The 25,148-nt window shown below is 64.8% G+C and carries 24 protein-coding genes; 15 read left to right on the top strand and 9 right to left on the bottom strand.

Going from position 1 to position 25,148, the window contains the following annotated elements:
- Window positions 1-13 precede the first annotated feature (13 nt).
- The 4 genes from R3355_RS14035 to R3355_RS14020 all read left to right on the top strand — a co-directional run bounded on the left by R3355_RS14035 (window position 14) and on the right by R3355_RS14020 (window position 4,310).
- Window positions 14-1,357: a TAXI family TRAP transporter solute-binding subunit gene (locus R3355_RS14035; protein ID WP_318961713.1), complete on the top strand. Its 1,344-nt coding sequence runs from the start codon at window positions 14-16 to the stop codon at window positions 1,355-1,357.
- A 92-nt stretch (window positions 1,358-1,449) separates the two neighbouring features.
- A complete protein-coding gene (gene yejK / locus R3355_RS14030; protein WP_318961710.1) occupies window positions 1,450-2,457 on the top strand; it encodes a nucleoid-associated protein YejK in 1,008 nt (335 codons plus the stop codon).
- 3 nt (window positions 2,458-2,460) lie between these two features.
- Complete coding sequence (locus tag R3355_RS14025) at window positions 2,461-3,282, top strand: hypothetical protein (RefSeq protein WP_318961709.1); 822 nt, start codon at window positions 2,461-2,463, stop codon at window positions 3,280-3,282.
- 113 nt (window positions 3,283-3,395) lie between these two features.
- On the top strand, window positions 3,396-4,310 hold the full coding sequence (locus R3355_RS14020; protein ID WP_413243513.1) for a DUF4344 domain-containing metallopeptidase: 915 nt from the start codon (window positions 3,396-3,398) through the stop codon (window positions 4,308-4,310).
- A gap of 11 nt (window positions 4,311-4,321) precedes the next feature.
- On the opposite strand, the gene R3355_RS14015 is transcribed toward R3355_RS14020, so the two are convergent.
- The 4 genes from R3355_RS14015 to R3355_RS14000 all read right to left on the bottom strand — a co-directional run bounded on the left by R3355_RS14015 (window position 4,322) and on the right by R3355_RS14000 (window position 7,022).
- Window positions 4,322-5,257: a glutathione S-transferase family protein gene (locus R3355_RS14015; RefSeq protein ID WP_318961707.1), complete on the bottom strand. Its 936-nt coding sequence runs from the start codon at window positions 5,255-5,257 to the stop codon at window positions 4,322-4,324.
- A 65-nt stretch (window positions 5,258-5,322) separates the two neighbouring features.
- Window positions 5,323-5,622 (bottom strand): GIY-YIG nuclease family protein, encoded by a 300-nt coding sequence (locus R3355_RS14010; protein WP_318949748.1) that lies wholly within the window; start codon window positions 5,620-5,622, stop codon window positions 5,323-5,325.
- A 24-nt stretch (window positions 5,623-5,646) separates the two neighbouring features.
- Window positions 5,647-6,357 carry a phosphatidylcholine synthase gene (pcsA, locus tag R3355_RS14005; RefSeq protein WP_318961705.1) on the bottom strand — a complete coding sequence of 237 codons (711 nt, stop codon included), beginning with the start codon at window positions 6,355-6,357 and terminating at the stop codon, window positions 5,647-5,649.
- A gap of 194 nt (window positions 6,358-6,551) precedes the next feature.
- Window positions 6,552-7,022 carry a nuclear transport factor 2 family protein gene (locus R3355_RS14000; RefSeq protein ID WP_318961703.1) on the bottom strand — a complete coding sequence of 157 codons (471 nt, stop codon included), beginning with the start codon at window positions 7,020-7,022 and terminating at the stop codon, window positions 6,552-6,554.
- 119 nt (window positions 7,023-7,141) lie between these two features.
- Between R3355_RS14000 and R3355_RS13995 the strand changes: the two genes are divergently transcribed.
- On the top strand, window positions 7,142-8,095 hold the full coding sequence (locus R3355_RS13995) for a GlxA family transcriptional regulator (protein WP_318961701.1): 954 nt from the start codon (window positions 7,142-7,144) through the stop codon (window positions 8,093-8,095).
- A 41-nt stretch (window positions 8,096-8,136) separates the two neighbouring features.
- Here the strand turns inward: R3355_RS13995 and R3355_RS13990 are convergent, their stop codons facing one another.
- The gene (locus R3355_RS13990) at window positions 8,137-8,997 is read right to left on the bottom strand and encodes an ATPase (RefSeq protein WP_318961700.1); all 861 of its coding nucleotides are present in this window, start codon (window positions 8,995-8,997) and stop codon (window positions 8,137-8,139) included.
- A gap of 316 nt (window positions 8,998-9,313) precedes the next feature.
- Here R3355_RS13990 and R3355_RS13985 point away from each other — a divergent pair, with 316 nt between their 5' ends.
- Entirely contained in the window at window positions 9,314-9,598 is a 285-nt protein-coding gene (locus R3355_RS13985) for a hypothetical protein (protein WP_318961699.1), read from the top strand.
- Between the two features lie 21 nt (window positions 9,599-9,619).
- On the opposite strand, the gene R3355_RS13980 is transcribed toward R3355_RS13985, so the two are convergent.
- Window positions 9,620-10,612 (bottom strand): NAD(P)-dependent oxidoreductase, encoded by a 993-nt coding sequence (locus R3355_RS13980; protein WP_318961698.1) that lies wholly within the window; start codon window positions 10,610-10,612, stop codon window positions 9,620-9,622.
- Window positions 10,613-10,891: 279 nt separating this feature from the next.
- Here R3355_RS13980 and R3355_RS13975 point away from each other — a divergent pair, with 279 nt between their 5' ends.
- Window positions 10,892-12,850 carry a methyl-accepting chemotaxis protein gene (locus R3355_RS13975; RefSeq protein WP_318961696.1) on the top strand — a complete coding sequence of 653 codons (1,959 nt, stop codon included), beginning with the start codon at window positions 10,892-10,894 and terminating at the stop codon, window positions 12,848-12,850.
- Between the two features lie 99 nt (window positions 12,851-12,949).
- Here the strand turns inward: R3355_RS13975 and R3355_RS13970 are convergent, their stop codons facing one another.
- Entirely contained in the window at window positions 12,950-13,846 is an 897-nt protein-coding gene (locus R3355_RS13970; RefSeq protein WP_318961695.1) for a LysR family transcriptional regulator ArgP, read from the bottom strand.
- Between the two features lie 99 nt (window positions 13,847-13,945).
- On the opposite strand from R3355_RS13970, the gene R3355_RS13965 reads away from it, so the two are divergent.
- The 4 genes from R3355_RS13965 to R3355_RS13950 all read left to right on the top strand — a co-directional run bounded on the left by R3355_RS13965 (window position 13,946) and on the right by R3355_RS13950 (window position 18,246).
- Entirely contained in the window at window positions 13,946-14,347 is a 402-nt protein-coding gene (locus R3355_RS13965) for an ACT domain-containing protein (RefSeq protein ID WP_318961694.1), read from the top strand.
- A gap of 5 nt (window positions 14,348-14,352) precedes the next feature.
- Complete coding sequence (locus R3355_RS13960; protein WP_318961692.1) at window positions 14,353-14,964, top strand: LysE/ArgO family amino acid transporter; 612 nt, start codon at window positions 14,353-14,355, stop codon at window positions 14,962-14,964.
- A gap of 188 nt (window positions 14,965-15,152) precedes the next feature.
- Window positions 15,153-15,734 (top strand): superoxide dismutase, encoded by a 582-nt coding sequence (locus R3355_RS13955; RefSeq protein ID WP_318946257.1) that lies wholly within the window; start codon window positions 15,153-15,155, stop codon window positions 15,732-15,734.
- Window positions 15,735-16,179: 445 nt separating this feature from the next.
- Complete coding sequence (locus R3355_RS13950) at window positions 16,180-18,246, top strand: putative bifunctional diguanylate cyclase/phosphodiesterase (protein WP_318961690.1); 2,067 nt, start codon at window positions 16,180-16,182, stop codon at window positions 18,244-18,246.
- A gap of 82 nt (window positions 18,247-18,328) precedes the next feature.
- Here R3355_RS13950 and R3355_RS13945 read toward each other — a convergent pair whose 3' ends face one another.
- Together R3355_RS13945 and R3355_RS13940 are read right to left on the bottom strand one after the other, a co-directional pair.
- On the bottom strand, window positions 18,329-19,225 hold the full coding sequence (locus tag R3355_RS13945) for a GIDE domain-containing protein (RefSeq protein ID WP_318961689.1): 897 nt from the start codon (window positions 19,223-19,225) through the stop codon (window positions 18,329-18,331).
- 3 nt (window positions 19,226-19,228) lie between these two features.
- On the bottom strand, window positions 19,229-19,801 hold the full coding sequence (locus R3355_RS13940; RefSeq protein ID WP_318961687.1) for a LemA family protein: 573 nt from the start codon (window positions 19,799-19,801) through the stop codon (window positions 19,229-19,231).
- 233 nt (window positions 19,802-20,034) lie between these two features.
- Here R3355_RS13940 and R3355_RS13935 point away from each other — a divergent pair, with 233 nt between their 5' ends.
- The 4 genes from R3355_RS13935 to R3355_RS13920 all read left to right on the top strand — a co-directional run bounded on the left by R3355_RS13935 (window position 20,035) and on the right by R3355_RS13920 (window position 25,124).
- Window positions 20,035-21,369: an imelysin family protein gene (locus R3355_RS13935; protein WP_318961686.1), complete on the top strand. Its 1,335-nt coding sequence runs from the start codon at window positions 20,035-20,037 to the stop codon at window positions 21,367-21,369.
- Window positions 21,370-21,525: 156 nt separating this feature from the next.
- Complete coding sequence (locus tag R3355_RS13930; RefSeq protein ID WP_318961684.1) at window positions 21,526-22,938, top strand: di-heme oxidoredictase family protein; 1,413 nt, start codon at window positions 21,526-21,528, stop codon at window positions 22,936-22,938.
- A 10-nt stretch (window positions 22,939-22,948) separates the two neighbouring features.
- Complete coding sequence (locus R3355_RS13925) at window positions 22,949-24,010, top strand: imelysin family protein (protein ID WP_318961683.1); 1,062 nt, start codon at window positions 22,949-22,951, stop codon at window positions 24,008-24,010.
- Window positions 24,011-24,014: 4 nt separating this feature from the next.
- The gene (locus tag R3355_RS13920; RefSeq protein ID WP_318961682.1) at window positions 24,015-25,124 is read left to right on the top strand and encodes a DUF1513 domain-containing protein; all 1,110 of its coding nucleotides are present in this window, start codon (window positions 24,015-24,017) and stop codon (window positions 25,122-25,124) included.
- The last annotated feature ends 24 nt before the right edge of the window (window positions 25,125-25,148 follow it).

Here is a 25,148-nt window from a genome sequence, read left to right as displayed (position 1 = left end):
GAAAGGAAGCCACATGCACCGCGTGCTCAAAGACCTGAAGATCATGCTCCTGGCCAACCTGTGGATAGTCCCGGTAGTGGCGGCCTTGATTGGCGCGGTGTTCTATTTCGTCGCCCCGCCGCCGCCGATGAGCGCCAGCATGGCCACCGGCGCCGAGGGCGGCGGTTACCGGATCTTCGCCGAGAAGCTCAAGCAGGAGCTGGCCAGGGAAGGCTTCGAGCTGACCCTGGTGCCCAGCGCCGGCTCGCGGGACAACCTCGAACGGCTGCTGGCGGAGGATGCCCAGGTCGAGATCGCCCTGGTCCAAAGTGGCCTGGAGCGCCAGCTCGACGCCGCCGACAATGCCCGCCTGCACAGCCTGGGCGCGGTCTATCAGGAACCGTTGTGGCTGTTCCACCGCAAGGACATCAGCCTCGATCGTATCGCCGACCTGCTGCCGTTACGCCTGGCCCTGGGCACTGCAGGCAGTGGCACCCGGGCCGCGACCGAGGCCATCCTCGACGCCAACGCGATCGATCCCGCGCAATACCCCACTACCTGGCAGAGCCTGGGCGGCAACAAGGCCGCCAGCGCGTTGATCACCGGCGAGCTGGACGCCGCCTTCTTCGTCGGCCCGGCGGAAAACACCCGAGTGCAACAGCTGGCTGCCAACCCCGAACTGAGCCTGGCCAACTTTCGCCGCGCCGCCGCCTACGAGGCGCGCCTGCCATTTTTCAAACGCGTAACCATCGACGAAGGACTGCTCAACCTGGCGCAGAACAGCCCGCCACAGACCACCGTCACCCTCTCGCCGGTCGCCACCCTGGTGATCAACCGGGGTTTCCATCCCGGCCTGGTGCCGCTGGTTCTGGAGGCCACGCGTGAGGTGATGAAGAACGGCAGCCTGCTGGACCAGGCCGGCGCCTTTCCCAGCGCCGAACCGCGGACCTTCACCCTGTCCGGCGACGCCGAGCACTACTACAAGAACGGCCCGCCGCTGCTGCAACGCTACCTGCCGTTTCGCATCGCCTCATTGGCCGACCGCTACATCATCCTGCTGATTCCCCTGCTGGTGGTGCTGATCCCGCTGCTCAAGGCAGTCGGCCCGCTCTATCGCTGGCGCATCCGCGCGCGCATCTACCGCTGGTACAAGCACCTGCGCGAGATCGACCGGCAACTCGATGCCGGCACCCTGCCGGATCGCCTGGACACCGAAGTCGAGCGCCTGGAACAGCTGGAAGACGAACTGGCCAAGGTCGAGGTGCCGCTGTCCTACTCTAACGAGCTGTACGAGCTGCACGTGCACCTGCGCTATGTGATCGAGCGGCTGCGTACCCTGCAAAAGCGCCGGGCGACCGCGAGCGACTCCGTCGGGTAAACTGCGCGGCAATTGCCAGACCATTGCCAGACCATTGCCAGCAGCCACTCTGCCAGCGTCTGCCCAACGCTTAACGCATCAAGAGACCGCCCATGCCGATCCGCCACTGCATCGTCCACCTGATCGACAAGAAACCCGATGGCACCCCCGCCGTGCTGCATGCCCGCGACACCGAGCTGGGCGCCTCGCAGGCCATCGAGAACATGCTCGCCGACCTCAACGAGAGCTACAACGCCAAGCAGGGCAAGGCCTGGGGCCTGTTTCACCCGGAGTCCGGCGCCTACCCGTTCAGCGGCTGGCTGAAGCATTACCTCGACGATGGCCAGGACTTCGCCGCCTTCAGCCGCCAGGCGGTCGAGCATCTGCAGAAGCTGATGGAGGAATCCAACCTGTCCACCGGCGGCCATGTGCTGTTCGCCCACTACCAGCAGGGCATGACCGACTACCTGGTGATCACCCTGCTGCATCACAGCGAAGGCGTGGCGGTCAACGAGGCGCTGGACGTCACTGCGGCCAAACACCTGGATCTGAGCCAGTTGCACCTGGCGGCGCGGATCAACATTTCCGAATGGCAGAACAACGCCAACTCCAAGCAGTACATCTCCTTTATCAAGGGCAAGAACGGCAAGAAGGTCTCGGAGTACTTCCGTGACTTCATCGGCTGCCAGGAAGGCGTCGACGGCCCGGGCGAAACCCGCACCCTGCTCAAGGCCTTCAGCGACTTCGTCGAAAGCGAGGACCTGCCGGAAGAAGCGGCCCGCGAAAAGACCAAGACCCTGGTCGACTACGCCAGCAGCCAGGCCAAGATCGGTGAGCCCATGGGTTTGCAGGAATTGTCCGGGCTGATCGACGAGGAGCGTCCGCGGGCTTTCTACGAACACATTCGCAACAAGGATTACGGCCTGTCTCCGGAGATCCCGGCGGACAAGCGCACCCTCAATCAGTTTCAGCGCTTCACCGGTCGCGCCGAAGGCCTGTCGATCAGCTTCGAGGCCCACCTGCTCGGTTCGAAAGTCGAATACGACGAGAGCCAGGGCACCCTGATCATCCGCAACCTGCCGACCCAACTGACCGACCAGCTGAAACGTCGCAAAGACTGAGCCATGTCACGCCTGCCCGACTGTGTTCTCGACGATTGCCGGCTCGATCCGGCGGCGCCGTTTGCCCAGGATCCGGCGCGCGACTTCGGCCTGGACAGAAAGACCGCGCAACTGGCCCTGCCCGAACTGCGCGCCTGGCTCAACGACCAACAGCGGCGGCTCTGGGCCAACGGCCAGGATGCCCTGCTGCTGGTGCTGCAAGGCCCTGACTGCGCCGGCAAGGACGGCGTGATCAGGCGCGTACTCAACAGCATCGACCCGCAAGGCCTGCGCCTGCACAGTTTCAAGCAACCGGATGCCTGCGAGCGACGCCATGATTTTCTCTGGCGCTATCGGCAGCGGCTGCCCGCCCCCGGACTGCTCGGGGTGTTCAACCGCAGTTACTACGAAGGCCTGGCCAGCGATCTGTTCGACGGCCTGATCGGCGCCGCCGAGCTGCCGGCGCGCCTGCAGCGCGTGCTGGACCTGGAAGCGGGCCTGCCGGCACAGCGCCTGCATCCGCTCAAATGCTACCTGCAGATCTCCCGTGACGAGCAGAAGGCGCGCCTGCTGCAGCGCCTGCAGCGCCCGGACAAACGCTGGAAACTGCGTCCCAGCGATCTCCGGGCCTACCGCGAATACGCTCAGCGCCAGCACCGCTGGAGCGAACTGCTGACGGCCAGTCACAGCCAATCGGCGCCCTGGTATGTGATCCCGGCCGAGCACCGCTGGCTGCGCGACTGGCTGCTGGCCAGCCTGCTGGCCCGCGAGTTCGAGCGTTTGCAGCTCGAATGGCCGCAGCGCCCGCCGCCCTTCACGGCGGCCGACCTGCTGGATGCGGACTAGCGCCACTGCGCTTTAGCCGCGGCTGCAGCCGCGTCCACACGCTCAGCCCCAAGCCCCCACAGGCTGCTAGAGTCAGAAGTAATGGTTCTACCGTCTGCCGAGAGGAGCCGGGGATGAAACCGCCCTGCAGCCACCCCAGCCTGGCGACTCTGGGTCGCCGCCTGGTTGTGCGCGCCACGCTATGCCTGGCACTGCTACTGATCGGCGCGGCGAGCATGGCCACTGAAGAACCGCCACCGGAAGCACTGCGCAGCGACAGTGCACGCTTCGTCGCCGTGAATGCCGAGTTCACCCTGGCGCACGAGATGGGCCACCTGCTGATCGCCGAGCTGAGTCTTCCGGTGCTCGGCCGCGAGGAGGATGCCGCCGATCAACTCGGTTTCATCAGCCTGTTCCTCGCCTCCGGGCGTCTGCGCGACGCCGACTTCTACGCCAAACTGCTGGACATCGCCGATTACTGGCGGCTGGAATGGCAACGGGCGAAACCGGAGCATGAGCAAGTGTTCGCCTGGGCCAGCCATGGACTCGACGCCCAGCGTTTCTACAATCTGGCCTGCCTGATCTATGGCAGCGATCCGGATCGGCTGGAATGGGTGCCCAAGATCACCGGCTTGCCGGTGGAGCGCGCCCTCTACTGCGACCAGGAATACGCCCAGGTGCGCAAGGCCCTGGCCTGGGTCGAGCAACAACACGGCCGCCGTCCGGGCGAGCCGGTTGAGCATCGTATCCAGGTGATCTACGAGCCACCGAGCCTGCGCCTGGAAGAGAGTCAGCGTCTGCTCGAACAGATCCGCCACTCGGGCGAGGTGGAGGCCATCGCCGCCCGCGCCAGCGAGACGTACCGCCTGCCCCGTGACCTGGTGCTGCGCCTGGCCAACTGCGGCGCACCAGACGCCTGGTACAGCCGCACCGGCGGCGAACTGATGCTGTGTTACGAACGCCTGGCGCATTTTCAGCTGCTTGCCGTGCAGTTGCCGCGCCTGCGCCAGGCGGCCTTGCAAGCCTGCGACAGCTGTCGCAGGCCGTAGGCAAGCGCGCCTCAGCGCGCCTCGATGCGGAAACCCAGGCGCGGGAAGTGCACATGCACAACCCCGGCACGCGGGTCTTCGCGGCGCAGTATCAACTCTTCGCTGCCACTGAACAGCAACTCGCCCTCGACCGGGTCGACACCGTAATCGATGGCCGCAATGGCCACCCGCTGGCCGACCTCGAAGCCATTGGGATCAGTCAATGCCTCGTCGGGAAGGTCCGCCGGGGTTGCGTCACGGGCAATCGCCACGGCCTCTTCGCCACTCATCTCACTGTGCGAGCCATGGCCGAAACCCAGCACCCGACCGAGCCAGGCCGCCACTGCCGGATACTCGTCAACCAGCGGCGCGGTCACCGGGGTGCCGCGCAGGAACCACAGCGGGTGGGCCATGGCGAAGTCGGCCAGCGACGGCTCGCCGAACAGGAAGTCGCCCTGCTCGCGCTCCAGTTGCTGTTGCAAACGGCTCATCAGCACCGGCCATTGGTGCTTGGCCTGCTCCAGCGGCAGGCGGCTGGCGCTGCCGCCACTGAACAGCCCGGCGCGGTCGGCCAGGAAACCCTTGATCGCCTCGGGCGGCAGTTTGCCGAAGCGCACGGCCACCGACTCCGGCTGGAACACCAGGCTCACCGCATGCTGGAACACCAGCGCGTCAGCCCACTGGGCGAAGCTGGCAACATTGAATTCCTGGTCTTCGGGGAACAGCGCCGGCGTGGCTTTTTCCGCCTCCAGGCGCCGGGCGATCAGTGCGGTATCGCAATAGATGTCGGCACCGACCTGCAGCACCGGGGTCTTGCGGTAGCCGCCGGTCAAGGCGGTCAGATCCGGCTTGGGCATCACCGCGGGGATCAGCACCGAGCGCCAGGACAATTGCTTGAAGCCCAGCATCAGGCGTGCCTTTTCGGCAAACGGCGAGGTGGGGTAATGGTGCAGGATCAACTCGTGCATGACAGGCTCCGCAGCTATTCAGAAAGCAGCCAGCTTACCTGTGCAGCCCATTGCGGCCTACCCGCTCAGCCTGATAGCGCGCCATCAGCCACAGCGATAAGACTTCCGCCGGCCACCAGCACTTCCTTGGCCGGCTTGCCCAGGCGTTTGATCGCCCGTTCCCGGCGCAACGCGTCGCCCTTGCCCGCGCAGGCTTCGATATAGACCAGCGCCGTCGCCGGGCTGGAATAGAAGAAGCGCGCGCCTTTGCCGCTCTGATGCTGGGCGAAACGCCGCTGCGGGTTGTCGCTGATACCGCAATACAGCGCGCCGTTCTGCGCCCGCACCAGGTAGACGAACCAGGCTTTGTCCATAGCTTCAGTCATCGCCGACAGCGCCCATGCACAGCTTCAAGCCAACCATTCGCGGGCCGTGCGCCACAGGCAGATAGCGACGAAATAGACGCTGGCCAGCCCCCAGACCAGCAGCAGCCAGCTCTGGTTGAGTGGGTACTGCATTATCAGCAAGGCACAGGCGGCCATCCACAGCAGGGTCACGCCGATATTCAGCGGCATGAATTGCTTGACCCGAAACGGGTGGAGAAACTTCATCTTGGTCAGGGTCAGGCCCGCCAGCACCAGGATGGTGACGAGGCTCAGCCAGGGCGCGAAGTCCAGCAGATAGAGATAGACAATCACCACGTTCCAGGCCGCCGGAAAGCCGATGAAGTAGTTGTCCTTGCTCTTCATGTTGAGGTTGCAGAAGCAGAACAACGACGACAGCAGGATCACCCCGACCGACAGCAGCAGGCTGTATTCGGGCAAAGGGATGAAGCGATAGACGAAGATCGCCGGGATGAACACATAGGTGAGGTAGTCGATCACCAGGTCCAGGGTCGAACCATCGAAGTGCGGCAACACCACCTTGACGTCGAATTTGCGCGCCAGGGTGCCATCCAGGCCGTCCACCAACAGCGCCGCCCCCAACCAGAGCAGACAGACTTGTGGGTGACCATCGAGCACGGCCAGCAAGGCCAGCAAGGCCAGAATCACCCCGCTGGCGGTGACGGCGTGTACGCTCCAGGCCTTGGCTTCGCTTGCGGATAGCGACATTACACTCATGATCAGGCTTCCTGACGGACTGGCTCTTGGCAGGCAGTTGAAGGACAACTGCACTCGGTTAAGCCGCGTTCAGCCACGGCCCTTCATTCAACGAATAGTCCAGGTTTACAAGCTGCGCCTGAAGTCGCTGATAGTTCAGACCAGAAAGCCTACCACTGCGTTCGTTGTTGCGGCGAAAAGCCCTGCACCATGGATTATCGAGACGCCCTGAACTGCGCCAACCCCTTGGCCGCCTGACGACGAATGGCGCTCTGCACCGGCGGCGCCCAGCCCAGCAACAGGCCTTTCATGCCCAAGGCCTGGCGCGCCCAACGCCACAGGTCGAAATGGTCGCGATGCTCGACGATCTTGCCGTCGCGAAAGACGAAGTGGGCATCGATACGGTTGACCACTGTATTGCCGGTCTGGCTGAACAGATAGGTCGCCACCCACTGGGCGCGGCCCTGGCGCTCGTCGGCCTGGATATCGCTGAAGGTCAGCGAGAAATTTTGCGCCCGTGCCGTCAGCATCCGCCACATGTCCCCTGCCTCGCGACCGCGCAAGTCTTGGAACACCGGATCGCTAAAGCGCACATCCTCGGCGTAGCAGGCCGCCATGGCCTCGGCGTCGCGCTGCTGGAAAGCCTGGTAAAAACGGCTGATGAGTTCGGCGTTGGGATGATTCATGGGCATGGCTCCAGAGGTGAGACAGTCCTCAGTATTGTCGGCAAAGGGATAGATGGCGATTGGCGCATGCGCCAACTTTGTGTCAATAATCGCCACAAACCAGCAATGACTCACTCACCATGCTCACCATTGCACTCTACGTCTGCCGGCAAACCGTCTGCTCCAGCCTGAGCATGGCCTGCGATGCCTTTGCCCTGGCCAATCACCTGGCCGGCAAGCCGCTGTTCGAGCTGCAACGCTTCAGCCTGGATGCCCAGCCGGTCGACCTCGACTTCGCGCGAATCCAGGTCGACGGCGGCCTGGCGCTGGCCGAGCAGGCCGATCTGCTGATGCTGCCGGCCATCGGCAGCGCCATCGACCTGAGTCTTGCCGCCAATGCCGCCTTGCTGCCCTGGCTGGCGCAACGCCCGAGCAGCCAAGTAATCGCCAGCCTGTGCAGCAGTGCGTTTCTGCTCGGTGCCGCCGGCCTGCTCGATGGCCGTCGGGCGACCACCCACTGGGCATTGGCCAGCCAGTTCCGCCAGCGCTTCACGCAGGTACACCTGGAAATCGACGAACTGCTCTGCCACGACGGCAACCTGCACAGCTCGGGTGGCGCCCACGCCGGGCTGGACCTGTGCCTATACCTGATCACCCGGCATGCCGGCGAGTGGCTGGCGCAACAAGTCGCCAACGCCCTGGTGTTCGACAGCCAGCGCGGCCGCCAGTCGCGGTTTGCCCCGCTGCTACCGGCAAGCAGCGCCGCTGACAGCCCGCTCGCCCCGTTACTGCAGTGGATGCAGCAGCATCATGCCGAGCCGATCGACCTCAAGCGCCTGGCCGAGCGGGCCAATTGCTCGCCGCGGACCCTGTTGCGTCGCTTCAAGACCAGTACCGGGCTGACGCCCAACGACTACCTGCAGCGCCTGCGCATCGGCGCCGCACAAAACGCCTTGCGCCAGCCTGCGCGCTCGCTGGAGCAGGTTGCCGAACAGGTCGGTTATGCCGATCGGGCGACCTTCGCCAAACTGTTCAAGCAACTCTGCGGCGAAACCCCGGGAGCATTCCGCCGGCGCATGCGCCAAGCGCCCTGAGCGCCCGGGCCGACAGGCGAACATGGTGGATCCGCTCGGCATCAGCGCGCGTCGATCTGCTGCTGCAGGTTCTGAATCTGGCCTTGCAGGGTACTGATGTTGCGGGTCATCTGGGCGCGGAAGGCATCGAACTCGGCGGTGTTACTTTTCGGTGCAGGACGATTGTCCAGTTCGCTGCGCAGCACCAGCAGGTCCTGCTCCACGCGACCGATGGCCTGATTCGGGTTACCGATCTTTTTCAACGCTTCGATCTCGCCGCTCAGGCTTTTCAGCTGGCCTTCGAATTTGGCCGACCCGGCTTGCGCGGTTTTCAGGGAGGTCTGTTCGGCTCGCAACAAAGCCTGGGCGTTTTTCAGCGCCATTTGCTCGCTGCTCAGGCTCTTCAGGCTGCCGGCGACCATGCTGGTCGCGCCTTGCTGGGTCTTCAGCTCGGCCGTCAACTGCTCGATGCGCTTTTCCTGGCCGCTCTGCTGACCGGCCACGCTCTGCTGCTGCTTGCTCAGTTCGACCAGCTTGTTTTCCAGCTGCTTGACTTGCAGCTTGAGCGCTTCACTGCCGCTGGTGACCGTGGACTCGGTCGCCACCACCTTGCCGCTAATGTCCAGGATACGACCGGCAGCTTCCTCGCTGATCCGCGCGAAGCTTTCCTGGGTGGCCACCAATTGCTGCTCCATCAGGCTGATCTGCTGGAAACTCCACCAGCCCAGCCCGCCGAGGGCAATCGTCAGGGCGCCGACCAGCGCCCACAGCGCGCCGGTACTGGCCGCCTTGGGCGGCGCCGTAGCGGCGCGGGAGGGAGTCCGCACGCTGGGCTCGCGACCCGTATCGAAATCATCACTATCAAGCATATCGGTGGTCAGGCTGGGCACATGATCGAGTTCGTCGTGGGCATCGTTACGCATGAGTAAACCTTTAAAAAACGCTGAAGAAGCGAAATGCCGACCAGTATAACGGTTCGCGCGCGACGCTTCAGTGTCGCGCCAAGCCGGTGCAAGACGCACCGAGGCGGAGCGCGGCACTGACACAGTGACCGACTACAGACCGCGCAGTTCCACACCCTGTGAACTGGTACGCGCTTTGCAATCTTCCATATGCGACCTGCTCACAGCGCTTGGGTCAGATGGAGGCGGCGACCTTGACGCTTTCTACCGACAGAACGCGCTTGGTGTCCTTCAGGATGAGCGACACCCAGCCCACTCCACGAACAGGGGAAGACATATGGAACTGAACAGAGAAGTGTTGGACTGCATGAAGCGTTTGCGCCGCAGACTGCGCGAGGAACTGGCGGTGGATATCCGCATGAGCCAGCCGGGCGCGATCAACACGATGCTCAGCGCCTGTCTGACCTCGAGCAGCGAAGAGACCCGCCAGCTCGGCCAGCTCCTCGCCCAGTACAGCGACCAACCGTTCACCCCTGCTGCCGAGGGCTCGACGCCCCGCCTGCAGGCCAAACCGACGAGCGGCTCGCTGCGCATGTACCGCGGCCAACGGGTCTACGCCTGAGCCTTCACGGATTGAGAGCCTTCAGCCGGGATGATGGGCCTTCCACCACAGGCAGAACTCATCCAGCGCCGTCCACAGGCTGACCTGCGGCTCGTAGTCGAGGAACTCGCGCGCGCGGCTGATATCGAGTGAAAAGTCCTTGGCCATCAGCGCCACCCCCAGACGAAACAGGGTTGGCTCGGGGCGGCCGGGCAGCAGCTTGCACAGCCCTTCGTTGATCGTCGCGGCGCCATAAGCCAGGGCGTAGGGCAGGTGCCGGGTCACCGGCGGCAGTTCGAGCTGGCGCAACACATAGTTGACCGCATCCCACAGCGGCACCGGTGCGCCGTTGCTGATGTTGTAGGCCTTGCCCAGCGCCGGCCCGGCAGCCAGCAAGCAGCTGAACAGGGCATCGTTGAGATTCTGCATGCTGGTGAAGTCGACCCGGTTGAGGCCGTTGCCGACGATCGCCAGACGTCCCTTGCGCTGCATATTGATCAAGCGTGGAAAGATGCTGGTATCACCGGCGCCGGTGACCGAGCGCGGGCGCAGGGCCAGCACTTCCAGACCGAACTCCTGGGCGCCGAACACCTGCTGTTCGGCCAGGTACTTGGTCTTGCCGTAATGATCGAAGAAGCGCTTGGGCACCTGCTCTTCCTTGATCGCCACATGCGACTGGCCATCGAAATAGATCGACGGCGATGACAGGTGCACCAGACGCCGCACATGCTGTTTCAAACAGCCTTCGATGACGTTCTCGGTCACCAGCACATTGGCCCGATGGAAGTGCTGATAGTTGCCCCACACGCCCACCGCCCCGGCGCAGTGCACCACCGCCTCGACATCCTGACAGAGCCGCTGCGCCAGTTCGGGGTCGGACAAGTCGCCCTGGATAAACTCGGCGCCGCGCTTGACCAGATGCTCCACCCCTTCGGCCCGGCGGCCATTGACCCGCACGCTCAAGCCCTGTTCCAAGGCAAAGCGGGCGAAGCGTCCGCCGATAAAGCCACTTGCACCGGTAACCAGAATCTTCATCGCCACTCCCCGCCGTACCTGACCGTCTGCGCACTCTAGCAGTGCCGACGCCGGCTCGCCGTGTCGCAACACGCCAGAACAGCGACCGGGCGAACCAGGCGCCCGCCCCTGTTTTCCGTCGACTCTGCCCTCCTGCCAGGCCCTGCACGGCCCGGCAGGGGGCTGCCGCACGAGCCAGCGCTGCTTATTTTTTACACCCGTCAAATAACTCGCACGAATCTTGCAAAATATTCAACAGCCCTCTCACTGTGTAACCCTTCTACCCGCGGAGCCCCGAACATGCCATTACGCCTCAGACTCGCCCTCAGCTACCTGGCAATTGGCCTTATTCCGGTGCTCGCCATGGCTTTTACCGCCTACCACCAGGCCAGCCAGGCGCTGCAGGAGCAGACCCTCAACGCCCTGGAGGCTGTCGCGAATATCAAACAGCGGCAATTGCTGGACAACTGGCAGTCTCGCCACAACCAGCTCAGCACCCTGGCCAGCAACCTGGCCACCAGTTATCAAGGCCTGAACGATGCGGCACTGGTCAGCGCGGCTAACTACGACCGGCCGATCTTCGAGAACTTCATCAAGACCTTCGGTTTCAGCGAGCTGAAACTGATCGACAGCGACGCCCGCGTGATCTTCAGCGTGCAGCGCGGCACCGATTACCAGCAGAACCTCGACGACGGTGCATGGCGCGACCTGCCCATGGCCCGGCTGGCCAAGGCCGCCCTGAGCAGCCAGCAGATCCAGATCGGCGACCTGGTGGTCAACCCGCAGAGCGGCGAACCCAGCCAGTTCCTGGCTGCGCCGATCATCTCCGACGGTGAGCTACTGGCCCTGCTGATGCTGGAACTGCCGATCACCCCGCTCAATCAGGTGATGCAGACCCGCCAGGGTCTCGGCGAAGCCGGGGAGACCTATCTGGTTGGGGCCGACGGCCTGCTGCGCTCCGACTCGGCACGCTTCGCCGAGCAACGGGTCAGCCGCGGCGAGCAGCCGGGCACTGCACTCGCCGGCGCTGCAATCGCCCAGGCCCTGCAGGGACAGCAGGGCCGCCTGGCCGAACCCGGCCTGGACGGCCAGGCGGCCTTCAAGGCGTTCGTGCCGCTCGAGTTTGGTGGCCAGCACTGGGCGTTGATCGCCGAGATGGACCAGGCCCAGGCTTTTGCCGCGGTGCGCCAGCTGATGTGGCAGATGCTGGTACTCGGTCTGCTGACCATTGGCGCGGTGGCCCTGGCGACCTGGCTGGTCAGTCGCAGCGTGATGCGCCCCCTGGGCGGCGAGCCGAGCAGCATGGCGGCCCTGGCCCGCAGTCTGGCCGCGGGCGAACTGCGCCTGCCCGCGCAGGCGGCCGGTCACAGTGGTCTGATGCAGGCCCTGCATGAAATGGCCGGGGCCTGGCGCACGGTCATCGAACAGCTGCGCCACGCCAGCCAAGCGGTCGGCGATGCCAGTGGCGATATCCTCGGCGCCGCCGGCCAGACCAGCAGCCGCCTCGACCAGCAGCAGGAAGCGCTGGAGATGGTGGTCAGTGCGGTCGACCAGATGGCCGCCACCGTGCAGGAGATCGCCGCCAATGCCAGCCAGAGCGCCGATGGCAGCGCCGCGGCGCGCGAGGCCTTCACCACCATGCAGGACACCCTGCAGCGCATGATCGGCCGCCAGGACCAGCTGCTCGCCGGCCTGCGCCAGGCCGACGGCGTGGTGCACACCCTGGCCGCCAGCAGCCAGCAGGTCGGTTCGGTGCTGGCGGTGATTCGCGGCATCGCCGAGCAGACCAACCTGCTCGCCCTCAATGCCGCAATCGAAGCCGCTCGCGCTGGCGAACAGGGTCGCGGCTTTGCCGTGGTCGCCGACGAGGTGCGCAGCCTGGCCCTGCGCACCCGCACCGCCACCGAAGAAATCGAGCAGACCATCGCCAGCATCGGTGCCTCCTCCAACGAGGCGCAGAACTGCATGCAGGGCTCGACCGCGCAGGCCCAGGCGCTGGAGGAGGAGACCCAGGCCGTGCTCGGCTCGCTCGCCCACCTCGACGACTCGCTGCAGGGCGTGCATGCCCTGGCCTTCCAGATCGCCGCGGCCGCCGAGCAGCAGGCGGCGACCACCCAGGAGGTCAATCAGCACATGCATCGCCTGCACCAGATGACCGGGGAAAACCGCCAAACCGCGGCCCATACGCGCGACTGCGGCGAGCACCTGCAGAAAGTCGCTGGCAGCCAGCAGCAACTGGTGGCGCACTTCCAGCTCTAGCAGGTTGTCGAGCTGGACTCATCGCAGCGCACCTCCCGGCGCGCTGCCTCGTCACCGGCAATGCTGCAGCAGTAGCGTGCACCGCCACGGCATCTCTGCTTACGGCGCGAGCGCTACCAGCGATTCGCTTGCCGCCTTGCGCAGGTGATCCGTCAAGCGATTGAGCAACTCGCCACCATTGCGCCAATGGTGCCAATACAAGGGCACATCGACTGGCCGCTCGGCGAGCAACTCGACCAGCTCACCGCGCGCCAGCTCATTCAGCACCTGCTGTTCCGGCATCAGCCCCCACCCCAAGCCCGCCAGGATCATGCGAACGAAGCCTTCGGAAGACGGGCACAGGTGATGGATAAATCCCCCCTCGACGCCGAGTTCGGCCAGGTAGCGATGCTGCAACAGGTCATCCGGGCCAAACACGATGGCCGGTACCTGCGCCAACGCCGCCGGGGTGACGCCCTGGGGAAAGTGCCGGGCAATGAATGCCGGGCTGGCCAACGCACGGTAACGCATGGCGCCCAGGGCCTGGCTGCGCGCACCGGCCACCGGCCTGTCGGTGGCGCATACGCAGGCCGCCACATCACCGGCGCGCATGCGCTTCAGGCCGACGTCCTGATCCTCCACCAGCAACTCCAACAACAGTTGGTGCCGGGCGCAAAACTCGCCCACGGCAGCGGCCCACCAGGTCGCCAGACTGTCGGCGTTCAAGGCGATGCGCAGACGCTCGGGCACCCCGCCTTCGTCCAGCGCCGGCACCTGCGCCTGCACATCGCGCTCGAGCAGACGCACCTGCTGCACATGGTTGAGCAGGCGTCGGCCGATCTCGGTGGGTGCCGGCGGCGTGGCACGCACCAACACCGGCTGGCCAACCCGCGCCTCAAGCAGCTTGATCCGCTGCGACACCGCCGACTGCGACAAGCCCAGCACCTGGGCCGCCCGCTCGAAACCGGCCTGCTCCACCACCGCGGCCAGGGCGGCCAGCAGTTTGTAATCGAACAAATCAGTTCTCCTAATGAGCAATCAGCAAGATTGGTTTTTCTTATACAGCCAGACCACCCAGACTGGCCAGCATCAACCACCTCGAACAAGGCAATCCGCATGGCCGGCGAAGCTTCACTGACGACATTGCTGCGCAGCATGAACCCACAGCTGAACGATGGCGCTTACGTATTTTGCAGCCTGATCGATGCCGCGCAGATGGACGGCGTACAGCCACTGGGCAGTTTTCAAGAGGCTGAAGGCCTCACCGTGATCCTGTCGCGCCTGCAGGCCGAACAACTGCGTTTGCCCTACAGCTATGTCGCGGCCTGGCTGACCTTGCACGTGCATTCGGCGCTGGAAGCAGTCGGTTTGACGGCCGCCGTTGCCGGCGCACTGGCTCAAGCCGGGATCAGCTGCAACGTGATTGCCGGCTTCTACCACGACCACCTATTCGTCGCCCACGCCGATGGGCCACGTGCGCTGGCCGTCCTGCAACAGCTCACCGACAGCGCGGAATAACCAATATGTGGCACAGCTATCTGAATGGTCTATTGGTCGCCGCCGGACTGATCATCGCCCTCGGCGCACAGAACGCCTTCGTCCTGGCACAAAGCCTGCGGCGCGAGCATCACCTGCCGGTGGCCCTGCTCTGCGTGGCCTGCGATGCCCTGCTGGTGACTGCCGGGGTGTTCGGCCTGGCCGCGCTGCTGGCGCAGAACCCGCTGCTACTGGGCGTCGCACGCTGGGGCGGCGCGGCCTTCCTGCTCTGGTATGGCGCCCAGGCCCTGCTGCGCGCCTGCCGCCCGCAGGGGCTCGATCAAGCGGCAGAGGCCACCCCGCGGTCGCTGCGCGCCGTGCTGCTCGCGGCACTGGCGGTGACCCTGCTCAACCCCCACGTGTATCTCGATACCGTGCTGTTGATCGGCTCGCTCGGTGCCCAGCAAAGCGTGCCCGGGGCCTATGCCATGGGCGCCGCCAGTGCCTCGCTGATCTGGTTCCTCAGCCTCGCGCTCGGCGCCGCCTGGCTGGCCCCGCAACTGGCACGACCGCTCACCTGGCGGCTGATCGATCTGGCCGTGGCCTTGATGATGTTCACTATCGCCTGGCAATTGCTGGCCGCTCCCGCAGCAGTCTGAGCCACCCGGTCGACGAGCCCGGGACAGCCGCCTCAAGTTGGTTTCCCACACAGTTCCCGCGTGTTTAAGCCGCGGAGCCAATGCTATGATTCCGGGTTCGCGGCGCAAAGATATAATTCCCGCCGCAGATATGGCCGCCCGTGATCGGCTTCGCGCACACCGCACCTGACCTGATTAGGAGATCAACCATGGCTTTCGAATTGCCGCCACTGCCGTACGCACATGACGCTCTGCAGCCGCATATTTCCCGGGAAACCCTGGAATACCACCACGACAAGCACCACAACACCTATGTCGTGAACCTGAACAACCTGGTGCCTGGCACCGAGTTCGAAGGCAAGACACTGGAAGAGATCGTCAAGACCTCTTCGGGCGGCATCTTCAACAACGCCGCTCAAGTCTGGAACCACACCTTCTACTGGAACTGCATGAAGCCCAACGGCGGCGGTCAACCGACTGGCGCCCTGGCCGACGCGATCAACGCGGCCTTCGGTTCCTTCGACAAGTTCAAGGAAGAGTTCAGCAAGGTTTCCATCGGCACCTTCGGTTCCGGTTGGGGCTGGCTGGTGAAGAAGGCCGACGGTTCCCTGGCCCTGGCCAGCACCATCGGCGCCGGCAACCCGCTGACCAGCGGCGACACCCCGCTGCTGACCTGCGACGTCTGGGAACATGCCTACTACATCGACTACCGCAACGTACGTCCGAAGTACGTCGAAGCGTTCTGGAACCTGGTCAACTGGGACTTCGTAGCGAACAACTACGCGGCCTGAGACCTGCTATTGCGCGGCCCCCAGGGCCGGCGCAAGAAGTAAAAAGCCCGGCTATCAGCCGGGCTTTTTACTTGCCACGACACGCCGCCCCCCGCGTTACAGCCCCTTGCCAACCCCAATGCAGGGAGCACCACCCGCACCTCGCCGTGCCCCCTGATAACAGAGTAGGATCAATGTCCGACTCGACATGCCGAGCAGGCCGGGCGACGATGCGCGGAGCAGGCCGCGACCAGGCGTTCAGTGAAATAATCGGTAAATACTGCTCAAGCTCTCAGCCCTTCGCACCGACATATTGAGAGGCTGCAAACACCCTGCCGCAGTCGCGCCAGAGTGTCTCACCCGGTCGACTGCCGCGCATTGATGTAATGGCCCTTTGACGACAACCGCGAGTTTGCTAATACTCACAGCGGTCTGACGCCTCTGGCATCGAACAAGGAACCGCCATTTGAAGCTGGAACTCAAGCACAGCCTGTCTCTGAAGCTGCTACGTGTAGTACTGCTTTCGGCGCTTGCCGTTGGGGTGGTATTGAGCTGCGCGCAAATTGTCTTTGATGTTTACAAGACCCGCCAGGCCGTGACCAACGATGCCCAGCGCATTCTCGGCATGTTCCGCGACCCTTCGACCCAGGCGGTTTACAGCCTGGATCGCGAAATGGGCATGCAGGTCATCGAAGGCCTGTTTCAACACGAATCGGTACGGGTGGCGGCCATCGGCCATCCCAACGAGCCGATGCTCGCGGAAAAGTCCCGTGAGCTGGCGCAATTGCCCACCCGCTGGCTGACCGACCCGATCCTCGGCCAGGAACAGAGCTTCACCACCCAGCTGGTGGGCCGCGGTCCCTACAGCGAGTATTACGGCGACCTCAGCATCACCCTCGACACCGCGCGTTACGGCGAGAGCTTCGTCACCAGCTCGGTGGTCATCTTCATCGCCGGGGTGCTCCGTGCACTGGCCATGGGCCTGGTGCTGTATCTGGTCTACCACTGGCTGCTGACCAAACCCCTGTCGAAAATCATCGAGCATCTCAGCCAGATCAATCCGGACCGCCCCAGCGCCCACAAGCTGCCGATGCTCAAAGGCAACGAGAAGAACGAGCTGGGCCTGTGGATCAATACCGCCAACCAGTTGCTCTCCTCCATCGAACGCAATACGCACCTGCGCCGCGAGGCGGAGAACAGCCTGCTGCGCATGGCCCAGTACGATTTCCTCACCGGCCTGCCGAACCGCCAGCAATTGCAACAGCAACTCGACCAGATCCTCGACGATGCCGGCCGCCTGCAACGCCGGGTTGCCGTGCTCTGCGTCGGCCTGGACGATTTCAAGGGCATCAACGAGCAGTTCAGCTACCAGACCGGCGACCAGCTACTCCTGGCCCTGTCCGACCGTCTGCGCAGCCACAGTGGTCGCCTCGGCGCCCTGGCCCGTCTCGGCGGTGACCAGTTCGCCCTGGTCCAGGCCGACATCGAGCAGCCCTATGAGGCCGCCGAACTGGCGCAAAGCGTGCTGGATGACCTCGAACAGCCCTTTATTCTCGACCAGCAGGAAGTGCGCCTGCGCGCCACCATCGGCATCACCCTGTTCCCGGAAGACGGCGACAGCACCGAGAAGTTGCTGCAGAAAGCCGAGCAGACCATGACCCTGGCCAAGAGCCGCTCGCGCAACCGCTACCAGTTCTATATCGCCAGCGTCGACAGTGAGATGCGCCGCCGCCGCGAGCTGGAGAAGGACCTGCGCGAAGCCCTGGCCCTCAACCAGCTGTTCCTGGTCTATCAACCCCAGGTGGACTACCGCAATCACCAGATAGTCGGGGTCGAGGCGCTGCTGCGCTGGCAACATCCGCAGCATGGCCTGGTACCGCCGGATCTGTTCATCCCGCTGGCCGAGCAGAATGGCAGCATCATCGCGATCGGCGAGTGGGTCCTCGACCAGGCCTGCAGGCAACTGCGCGAATGGCACGATCAGGGCTTCAGCGAGCTGCGCATGGCGATCAACCTGTCCACCGTGCAGCTGCACCACGCCGAACTGCCGCGGGTGGTCAACAACCTGATGCAGGTCTATCGTCTGCCGCCGCGCAGCCTGGAACTGGAAGTCACCGAAACCGGCCTGATGGAAGACATCACCACCGCCGCCCAGCATCTGCTCAGCCTGCGCCGCTCCGGTGCACTGATCGCCATCGACGACTTCGGCACCGGCTACTCCTCGCTCAGTTACCTGAAAAGCCTGCCGCTGGACAAGATCAAGATCGACAAGAGCTTCGTCCAGGATCTGCTCGACGACGAAGACGACGCCACCATCGTGCGTGCCATCATTCAGCTCGGCAAGAGTCTGGGCATGCAGGTGATCGCCGAGGGCGTGGAAACGGTCGAGCAAGAGGCCTATATCATTGCCCAGGGCTGCAATGAAGGTCAGGGCTACTTCTACAGCAAGCCGCTGCCGGCCCGTGAGCTGACGCTCTTTCTCAAGCAGGCCCGGCGCATCAACCAGGCCGTCATCAATCCAGCCACCCTGTAATAGCCCGGGTTAGCCGCGCATGCGGCGGCCCGTTCACGCCGGATCGGCCGCGGCGTAACCCGACCCCGACCTCTGCCCCGCGCTACAACACCCTCACCCCAAGCAACCAGGCCGTCGCCAGCGCGCCGACCAGGCAGAGCGCGGCGCCACCGGCCGCCTGCCAATGGAAATGCCGCGCCAGCTCGTCCTCGCCGGCATTGGCCAGGATGAACGGCCGCGCTTCGGCAGGTTTGCCCAGGTGGTGCTGCGCAGGTTGCGCACTCTCCTGGCGGTGGCGGTCTTCGGCCTCCAGTTGCGCGGCCAGACGCACGCGGCGCCACTCCTGCTCATCCAGCTGACCATTGTGGTCACTGTCAAAACGCTGCAGCAGACCGCTGAAATTGCCCTTCCATTCACGGATCACCGCGCTCTGCGCCGCCTCCAGGTCGCGGGCCTGGCGGCCGCCGCCACTGCTGCGAAAATCGCCGATGGCATACAGCGGCTGGCCGACCTGCAAGCGCTCCTCGCTGTAGCGATAACGCTTGCCGCTGCCCAACCAGCCGAGCAACCCGCTCTTCGCCGGCCCCAGCGGGTGGCGCAGGTGGCCTTGCCAGACTTCGCGGACTAGCGGACGCACCTCGGCGCCACGCGGATCGATCAGGCAGTCGCCGGTGCCATCGGTCAAGCGCAGCCAGGCTTCGCTGCTGCCGCTCTCGACCATCCGCCAACTGCGTTTCTTGCCGCTCGACTGGTATTCCTCGATCCTGAAGCGCCACCACAGGCACGGTTTGCCGGTCAGCGGAGCACGCAACTGCGCATCGGCCTGCGCGGCCAGCACGCCATAGAACTCGGCATAGCCTTGGGCCGCCGAGCGGATTTTCGAGGTTGGCGTGTCGAGCAGGTGGCGCGCCTGGGACCAGCGTTTCAGGCTCCACCAGGCGCCACCGACAGTCGCGCCACTGCTGAACAGCAGGCTGAGCAACAGCCCTTCGAGCGCCACGGCTTAACTGAACAGCGACTTGAGATCGACGTCGGTCTTCTCCGCGTCGCTGAACTCCAGCAATTCGCCTGCCTTGAAGGCGAAGGCCCGGGCGATCAATACGTCGGGGAACTGCTCGATGCGCACGTTGTTCAGGTTGACCGCCTCGTTGTACAGCTCACGGCGGTCGGCGATGCCGTTCTCCAGGCCGCTGATGCGCAGCTGCAGGTGCTGAAAACTGTCGTTGGCCTTCAGCTCCGGGTAGTTCTCGGCCAGGGCGAACAGCTGCCCAAGGCCGACACGCAGGCCACTTTCCGCCTTGCCCAGGGCGCCGAGATCATGCTGCTCGCGGGCACTGGCGACGGCATTGCGCGCGGCGATCACCCGCTCCAGGGTGCGACCTTCGTACTGCATGTACTGCTTGCAGGTCTCCACCAGCTTGGGCAGCTCTTCGTGGCGTTGCTTGAGCAGCACATCGATATTCGCCCAGGCCTTGCTCAGCCCGTGCTTCAAACGCACCAGGGCGTTGTAGAGGATTACCGCGTAGGCGGCGAGCAGAAGCACAATCACGAGGACGGCAACACTGGTAAGACTCATGCGGTTAGCTCCGTAACGGTGGGCCATGGCTGCTAGCAGCCGGTCGGACTTGGCGGAAAGCCGGATGCTGGCATTCTAGCGGCATCGGCCTGGGAGGATGGAGACCGGGCGCACGGCTTTATGCGATTTAATCGCAACGACCCTTTGCGCAAAATGCAAATCTTTCGCATTATGTTGCAGCTTTGCGTACGCATCCGCGTGCACCTCTCAATACCCATGTAAAGGAATTCGTCATGATTCGTATGCCCCTGGCTTCCGCCAGCCTGCTGGCCATTGCTATCTCCCTCGCCGGCTGCGGCGAAGACAAGGCACCGGTCAGCCAAACTCCGGCACCTGCCGCCAGCAGCGCCAACGCCCCGGTAGCCGCGACCGGTCAGATCGACGAAGCCGCCGCCACTGCCGTGGTCGGCCACTATGCCGACCTGGCCCTGGCCGTCTTCAGCGACGCCGCCAGCACCGGCAAGGCTCTGCAGGGCGCCATCGACGCCCTGCTCGCCGACCCGACCGACGCCACCCTGCAAGCCGCCCGCGAAGCCTGGCTGGCGGCGCGGGTGCCCTACATGCAGTCCGAGGTGTTCCGCTTCGGCAACGCCGTGGTCGACGACTGGGAAGGCCAGCTCAATGCCTGGCCACTGGATGAAGGCCTGATCGATTACGTCGCCACCGACTACCAGCACGCCCTGGGTAACCCGGGTGCCACGGCCAACATCATCGCCAACACGCAGATCCAGGTCGGCGAAGACCAGCTCGACGTGACCACAATCACCCCGGAACTACTGGCCAGCCTGAACGAGCTGGGCGGTTCCGAAGCCAACGTCGCCACCGGCTACCACGCCATCGAATTCATGCTCTGGGGCCAGGATCTGCATGGCAGCAACCCCGGTGCCGGCGAGCGCCCAGCCACTGACTTCGTGGTCGGCGAAGGCGCCACTGGCGACAACAACGAGCGCCGTCGCGCCTTTCTCAAGGCGGCTGCCGACCTGCTGGTCAGCGACCTCGATGCGATGGTCACTGAATGGCAAGCCGGCAATGCCGACAACTACCGCGCCAAGCTGCAAGCCGAATCGGCCGAGAACGGCCTGCGCAAGATGCTCTTCGGCATGGGCAGTCTGTCCCTCGGCGAACTGGCTGGCGAGCGCATGAAGGTCGCGCTGGAAGCCAACTCCACCGAAGACGAGCACGACTGCTTCAGCGACAACACCCACAACTCGCACTTCTACAACGGCAAGGGCATCCGCAACGTCTACCTTGGCGAGTACAAGAAGGTCGACGGCACCACCCTGACCGGCCCGAGCCTGTCCGCTCTGGTGGCCAAGGTCGACGCCCAGACCGATAGCACCCTGAAAGCCGACCTCGCAGCGACAGAGGCCAAGTTGCAGGCCCTGGTCGACAGCGCCAATAACGACCAGCACTTCGACCAGCTGATCGCCGCCGACAACACCGCCGGCCAGCAGATCGTGCGCGACGCCATTGCCGCCCTGGTCAAACAGACCGGCGCCATCGAACAGGTCGCCGGCAAGCTGAACATCGGCGACCTCAACCCGGACACCGCCGACCACACGTTCTGAATCGGCGCGCAACAACAGCCGGTGTGATCGCCCGATCGCATCGGCTTTTTTCTGCCTGCGACTTTTCGCCACCAACGCTAACGCAAATCGGTCTTATTTAAGTTCAGTTAGCCTGCTAAGCTTGGCCGCCTGACTTTCTGCTGCGGATTCCTGTCAATGCCTGCCCCGCTTCCTCGCCTGCTGCTGTGCCTGTTCCTGGGGCTGGCCGGCTGTGACCAGTCGCCACGCTTCACCCAGGCCGAACCAGGGGAAGCACTGTCCGCCGGCAACGCCACCGTGTTCAAGCACGACCACAATGCCTTCTCCCTGCCCTCGGCCAATCTGGCGCCCTCGCGCCGCCTGGATTTCAGCGTCGGCAACAGCTTCTTCCGCAATCCCTGGGTGATCGCCCCGGCCACCACCACCGCGCGTGATGGCCTGGGCCCACTGTTCAACACCAATGCCTGCCAGAACTGTCATATCAAGGACGGCCGCGGTCACCCGCCCGGCCCGGATGCGCTCAGTGCCGCCTCGATGCTGGTGCGCCTGTCGCTACCGGCAGGCAGCGAGCACGCGGCAATCATCGAGCGCCTGGGCGTGCTCGCCGAACCGACCTACGGCGGCCAGCTGCAAGACATGGCCAACCCCGGCACAGCCCCCGAAGGCAAGGTGCGGGTCAGCTACAGCCTGCACAGCGTGCGCTTCGCCGATGGCAGTGCGCTCGAGTTGCGCCAACCGAAACTGCAGATCAGCCAACTCGGCTATGGCCCGCTGCATGCCGATACCCAATTCTCCGCCCGCATCGCCCCGCCGATGATCGGCCTGGGCCTGCTCGAAGCCATCCCCGCAGCGGCGATCCTGGCCAATGCCGACCCGGACGACAGCGATGGCGACGGCATTTCCGGGCGCGCCAACCGGGTCTGGGACGATGCCCTGGAGCAAACCGTGCTCGGCCGCTTCGGCTGGAAGGCCGGGCAACCGACGCTCAACCAGCAGAATGCCCACGCCTTCGCTGGCGACATGGGCCTGACCAGTTCATTGGTCACCGCGGACGACTGCACGCCAGGGCAAAGCGACTGCCGTAGCGCCAACCATGGTGGCGAACCGGAAGTCAGCGACAGCATTCTCGCCAGCGTACTGTTCTACAGCCGCAACCTGGGCGTGCCGGCGCGTCGCGATGTCGATGCGCCCGAGGTACTCGCGGGCAAGGGGCTGTTCCACAGGGCCGGCTGTCAGCGCTGCCATACCCCGCAATTCACTACCTCCAGCGATGCCGCCGAGCCGGAGCTGGCCAACCAGCCGATTCGTCCCTATAGCGACCTGTTGCTGCACGACATGGGCGAAGGTTTGGCGGACAACCGCGCCGAGTTTCTCGCCACTGGCCGCGAATGGCGCACCTCGCCACTATGGGGCATCGGCCTCACCGAAACGGTCAACGGCCATACCCAGTTTCTCCACGACGGCCGAGCGCGCAACCTGCTGGAAGCGATTGCCTGGCACGGTGGCGAAGCCGAGGCATCCAAGCAGAAGGTCCTGACCTTCTCAGCCAAGCAGCGCAGCGCGCTGCTGGCCTTTCTGAATTCGCTGTAAGGAGCTGCCCATGATCCGTTCGCCCCTCACCCTCGCCCTGCTGAGCCTGGCACTCAGCGCCTGCTCCCCTGCCGATCCGCAGCAGGCTGTCAGCAGCGCCCTGACCAACGGCGTGCTGCTGCCGGCCTATAGCAGCTGGGCCGAGGCCAATAGCCAGCTGGCCAACAGCGCCCAGGCCTTCTGCGCCGACCAGCAGACACTGGGCGACGCACGCCAGGCCTTTCTCACCGCGCAAAGCGCCTGGGCCGGCTTGCAGCCGCTGCAAATCGGCCCGCTGGCCGAAGGCAATCGCGCCTGGCAGGTACAGTTCTGGCCGGACAAGAAGAACCTGGTGGCGCGTCAGGTCGCCGCCTTGCTCAAGAACAAACCCGAGCTGACAGCCGCCGATCTGGATAAAGCCAGCGTGGTGGTGCAAGGCCTGACCGCTTACGAATACCTGGTGTACGACCCGGCCATCGACCTCGATAATGCTGAGCAGAAGGCCCGTCATTGCCCGCTGCTGGTCGCCATCGGTCAGCACCAGCAAGCCCTGGCAGCCGATGTCCTCGAGCGCTGGCAAGCCAAGGACGGTATGGCCGCGCAACTGCAAGGCTTCCCCAACCAGCGCTACGCCGAAGCAGCCGAAGCCGTGGCCGAACTGCTGCGTACCCAGGTCAGTGCCCTCGATGGCCTGAAGAAAAAGCTCGGCACCCCACTCGGTCGCCAGAGCAAAGGCCAGCCGCAGCCCTATCAGGCCGAGGCCTGGCGCAGCCAGGCCAGCCTGGCCAACCTGGCGGCCGGGCTGGCCAGCGCCGAACGCCTCTGGCGCGGCGCCGAGCAGGACGGCATGCAAGCCCTGCTGAGTAGCGATCAGGCAGCCCTGCAACAACGCATCGACGCCGCCTACAGCGACACCCGCCAGCGCCTCGCGGCCCTGCAACGCCCGCTCGGCGAACTGCTCGGCGACGAGACCGGGCGCGGCGAGCTGAACGCGCTGTACGACAGCCTCAATGCCCTGCACCGCCTGCACGAAACCGAACTGGCGAACAGCCTCGGCATCCAGATGGGCTTCAACGCCCACGATGGTGACTAGCTTGATGAAACGCAGAGCTTTTCTCGGCCTGACCGGCGCCAGCCTGGCCGCCGGCGCAGTGGCCGCCGGCGCTTTCGCTGGCTGGACCCTGAGCGACAACGGCGCGCGGCCCCTGCTGCTGTCCGCGCGCAACGATGCGGCCGGCCAGCACTATGCGGTGGGTTATCGCCTGGATGGCAGCCAGGTGTTCGCCACAAAGGTTGGCGAGCGCTGTCATGACGTGGTGCCACACCCCAGCCTGCCGCTGGCGCTGTTCGTCGGCCGCCGACCGAGCACCCGGAGTTATCTGCTCGATACTCGCGACGGCCGTCTGCTGCAAACCCTGCACACCCCGGCACAGCGGCACTTCTACGGCCACGCGGTATTCCACAAGGATGGCGAATGGCTGTACACCACCGAGAACGACACCAGCGCCCCCGGCCGCGGCGTGCTCGGCGTCTATCGCCTGCAAGGCAGGCAGCTGCAACGCAGCGGCGAACTGTCGAGCCACGGCCTGGGGCCGCACCAACTGCTCTGGCTGCCCGATGGCGAGACCCTGGTGGTGGCCAACGGCGGCATCCGTACCGAAGCCGAGAGCCGGGTGGAGATGAACCTCGACAGCATGGCTTCCAGCCTGGTGCTGCTCGACCGCGACGGCAGCCTGCTGAGCAAGGAACAGCTGCCCGAGCGAATGAACAGCGTGCGCCATCTGGCAGTGGCCAGCGATGGCACTATCGTCAGCGCCCAGCAATACATGGGCGACCCTGCCGATCCGGTGCCGTTGCTGGCGATCAAACGGCCGGGCCAGGCGTTCCAGCACTTTGCCCTGGGCGAAGCGCAACGCCAGGCGATGATCCAGTACAGCGCCAGCGTGGCGATTCACAGCGAGCTGCGCCTGCTGGCGCTGACCGCGCCGCGTGGCAACCGGGTGTTCATCTGGGACCTGGACAGCGCCGCCCTGCGCCTGGATGCGCCGCTGGCGGATTGCGCCGGGGTTGGCGCGGTGGCCGAGGGCTTCGTGGTCAGCACGGGCGTGGGGCGCTGCCGGCTGTACGATTGCCGCCGCAGCGAAATAACCGCCCAGCCGCTGCAACTGCCCGCCGGGCTATGGGACAACCACCTGCGCCTGGCCTAACAGACTGTCGGACCGTCCCGCGCG

The organism is Pseudomonas sp., assembly GCF_033723075.1.
Taxonomy (GTDB): domain Bacteria; phylum Pseudomonadota; class Gammaproteobacteria; order Pseudomonadales; family Pseudomonadaceae; genus Aquipseudomonas.
The sequence above is the reverse complement of the archived record's forward strand: the minus strand, read 5'-3'. Positions and strand labels throughout refer to the sequence as shown.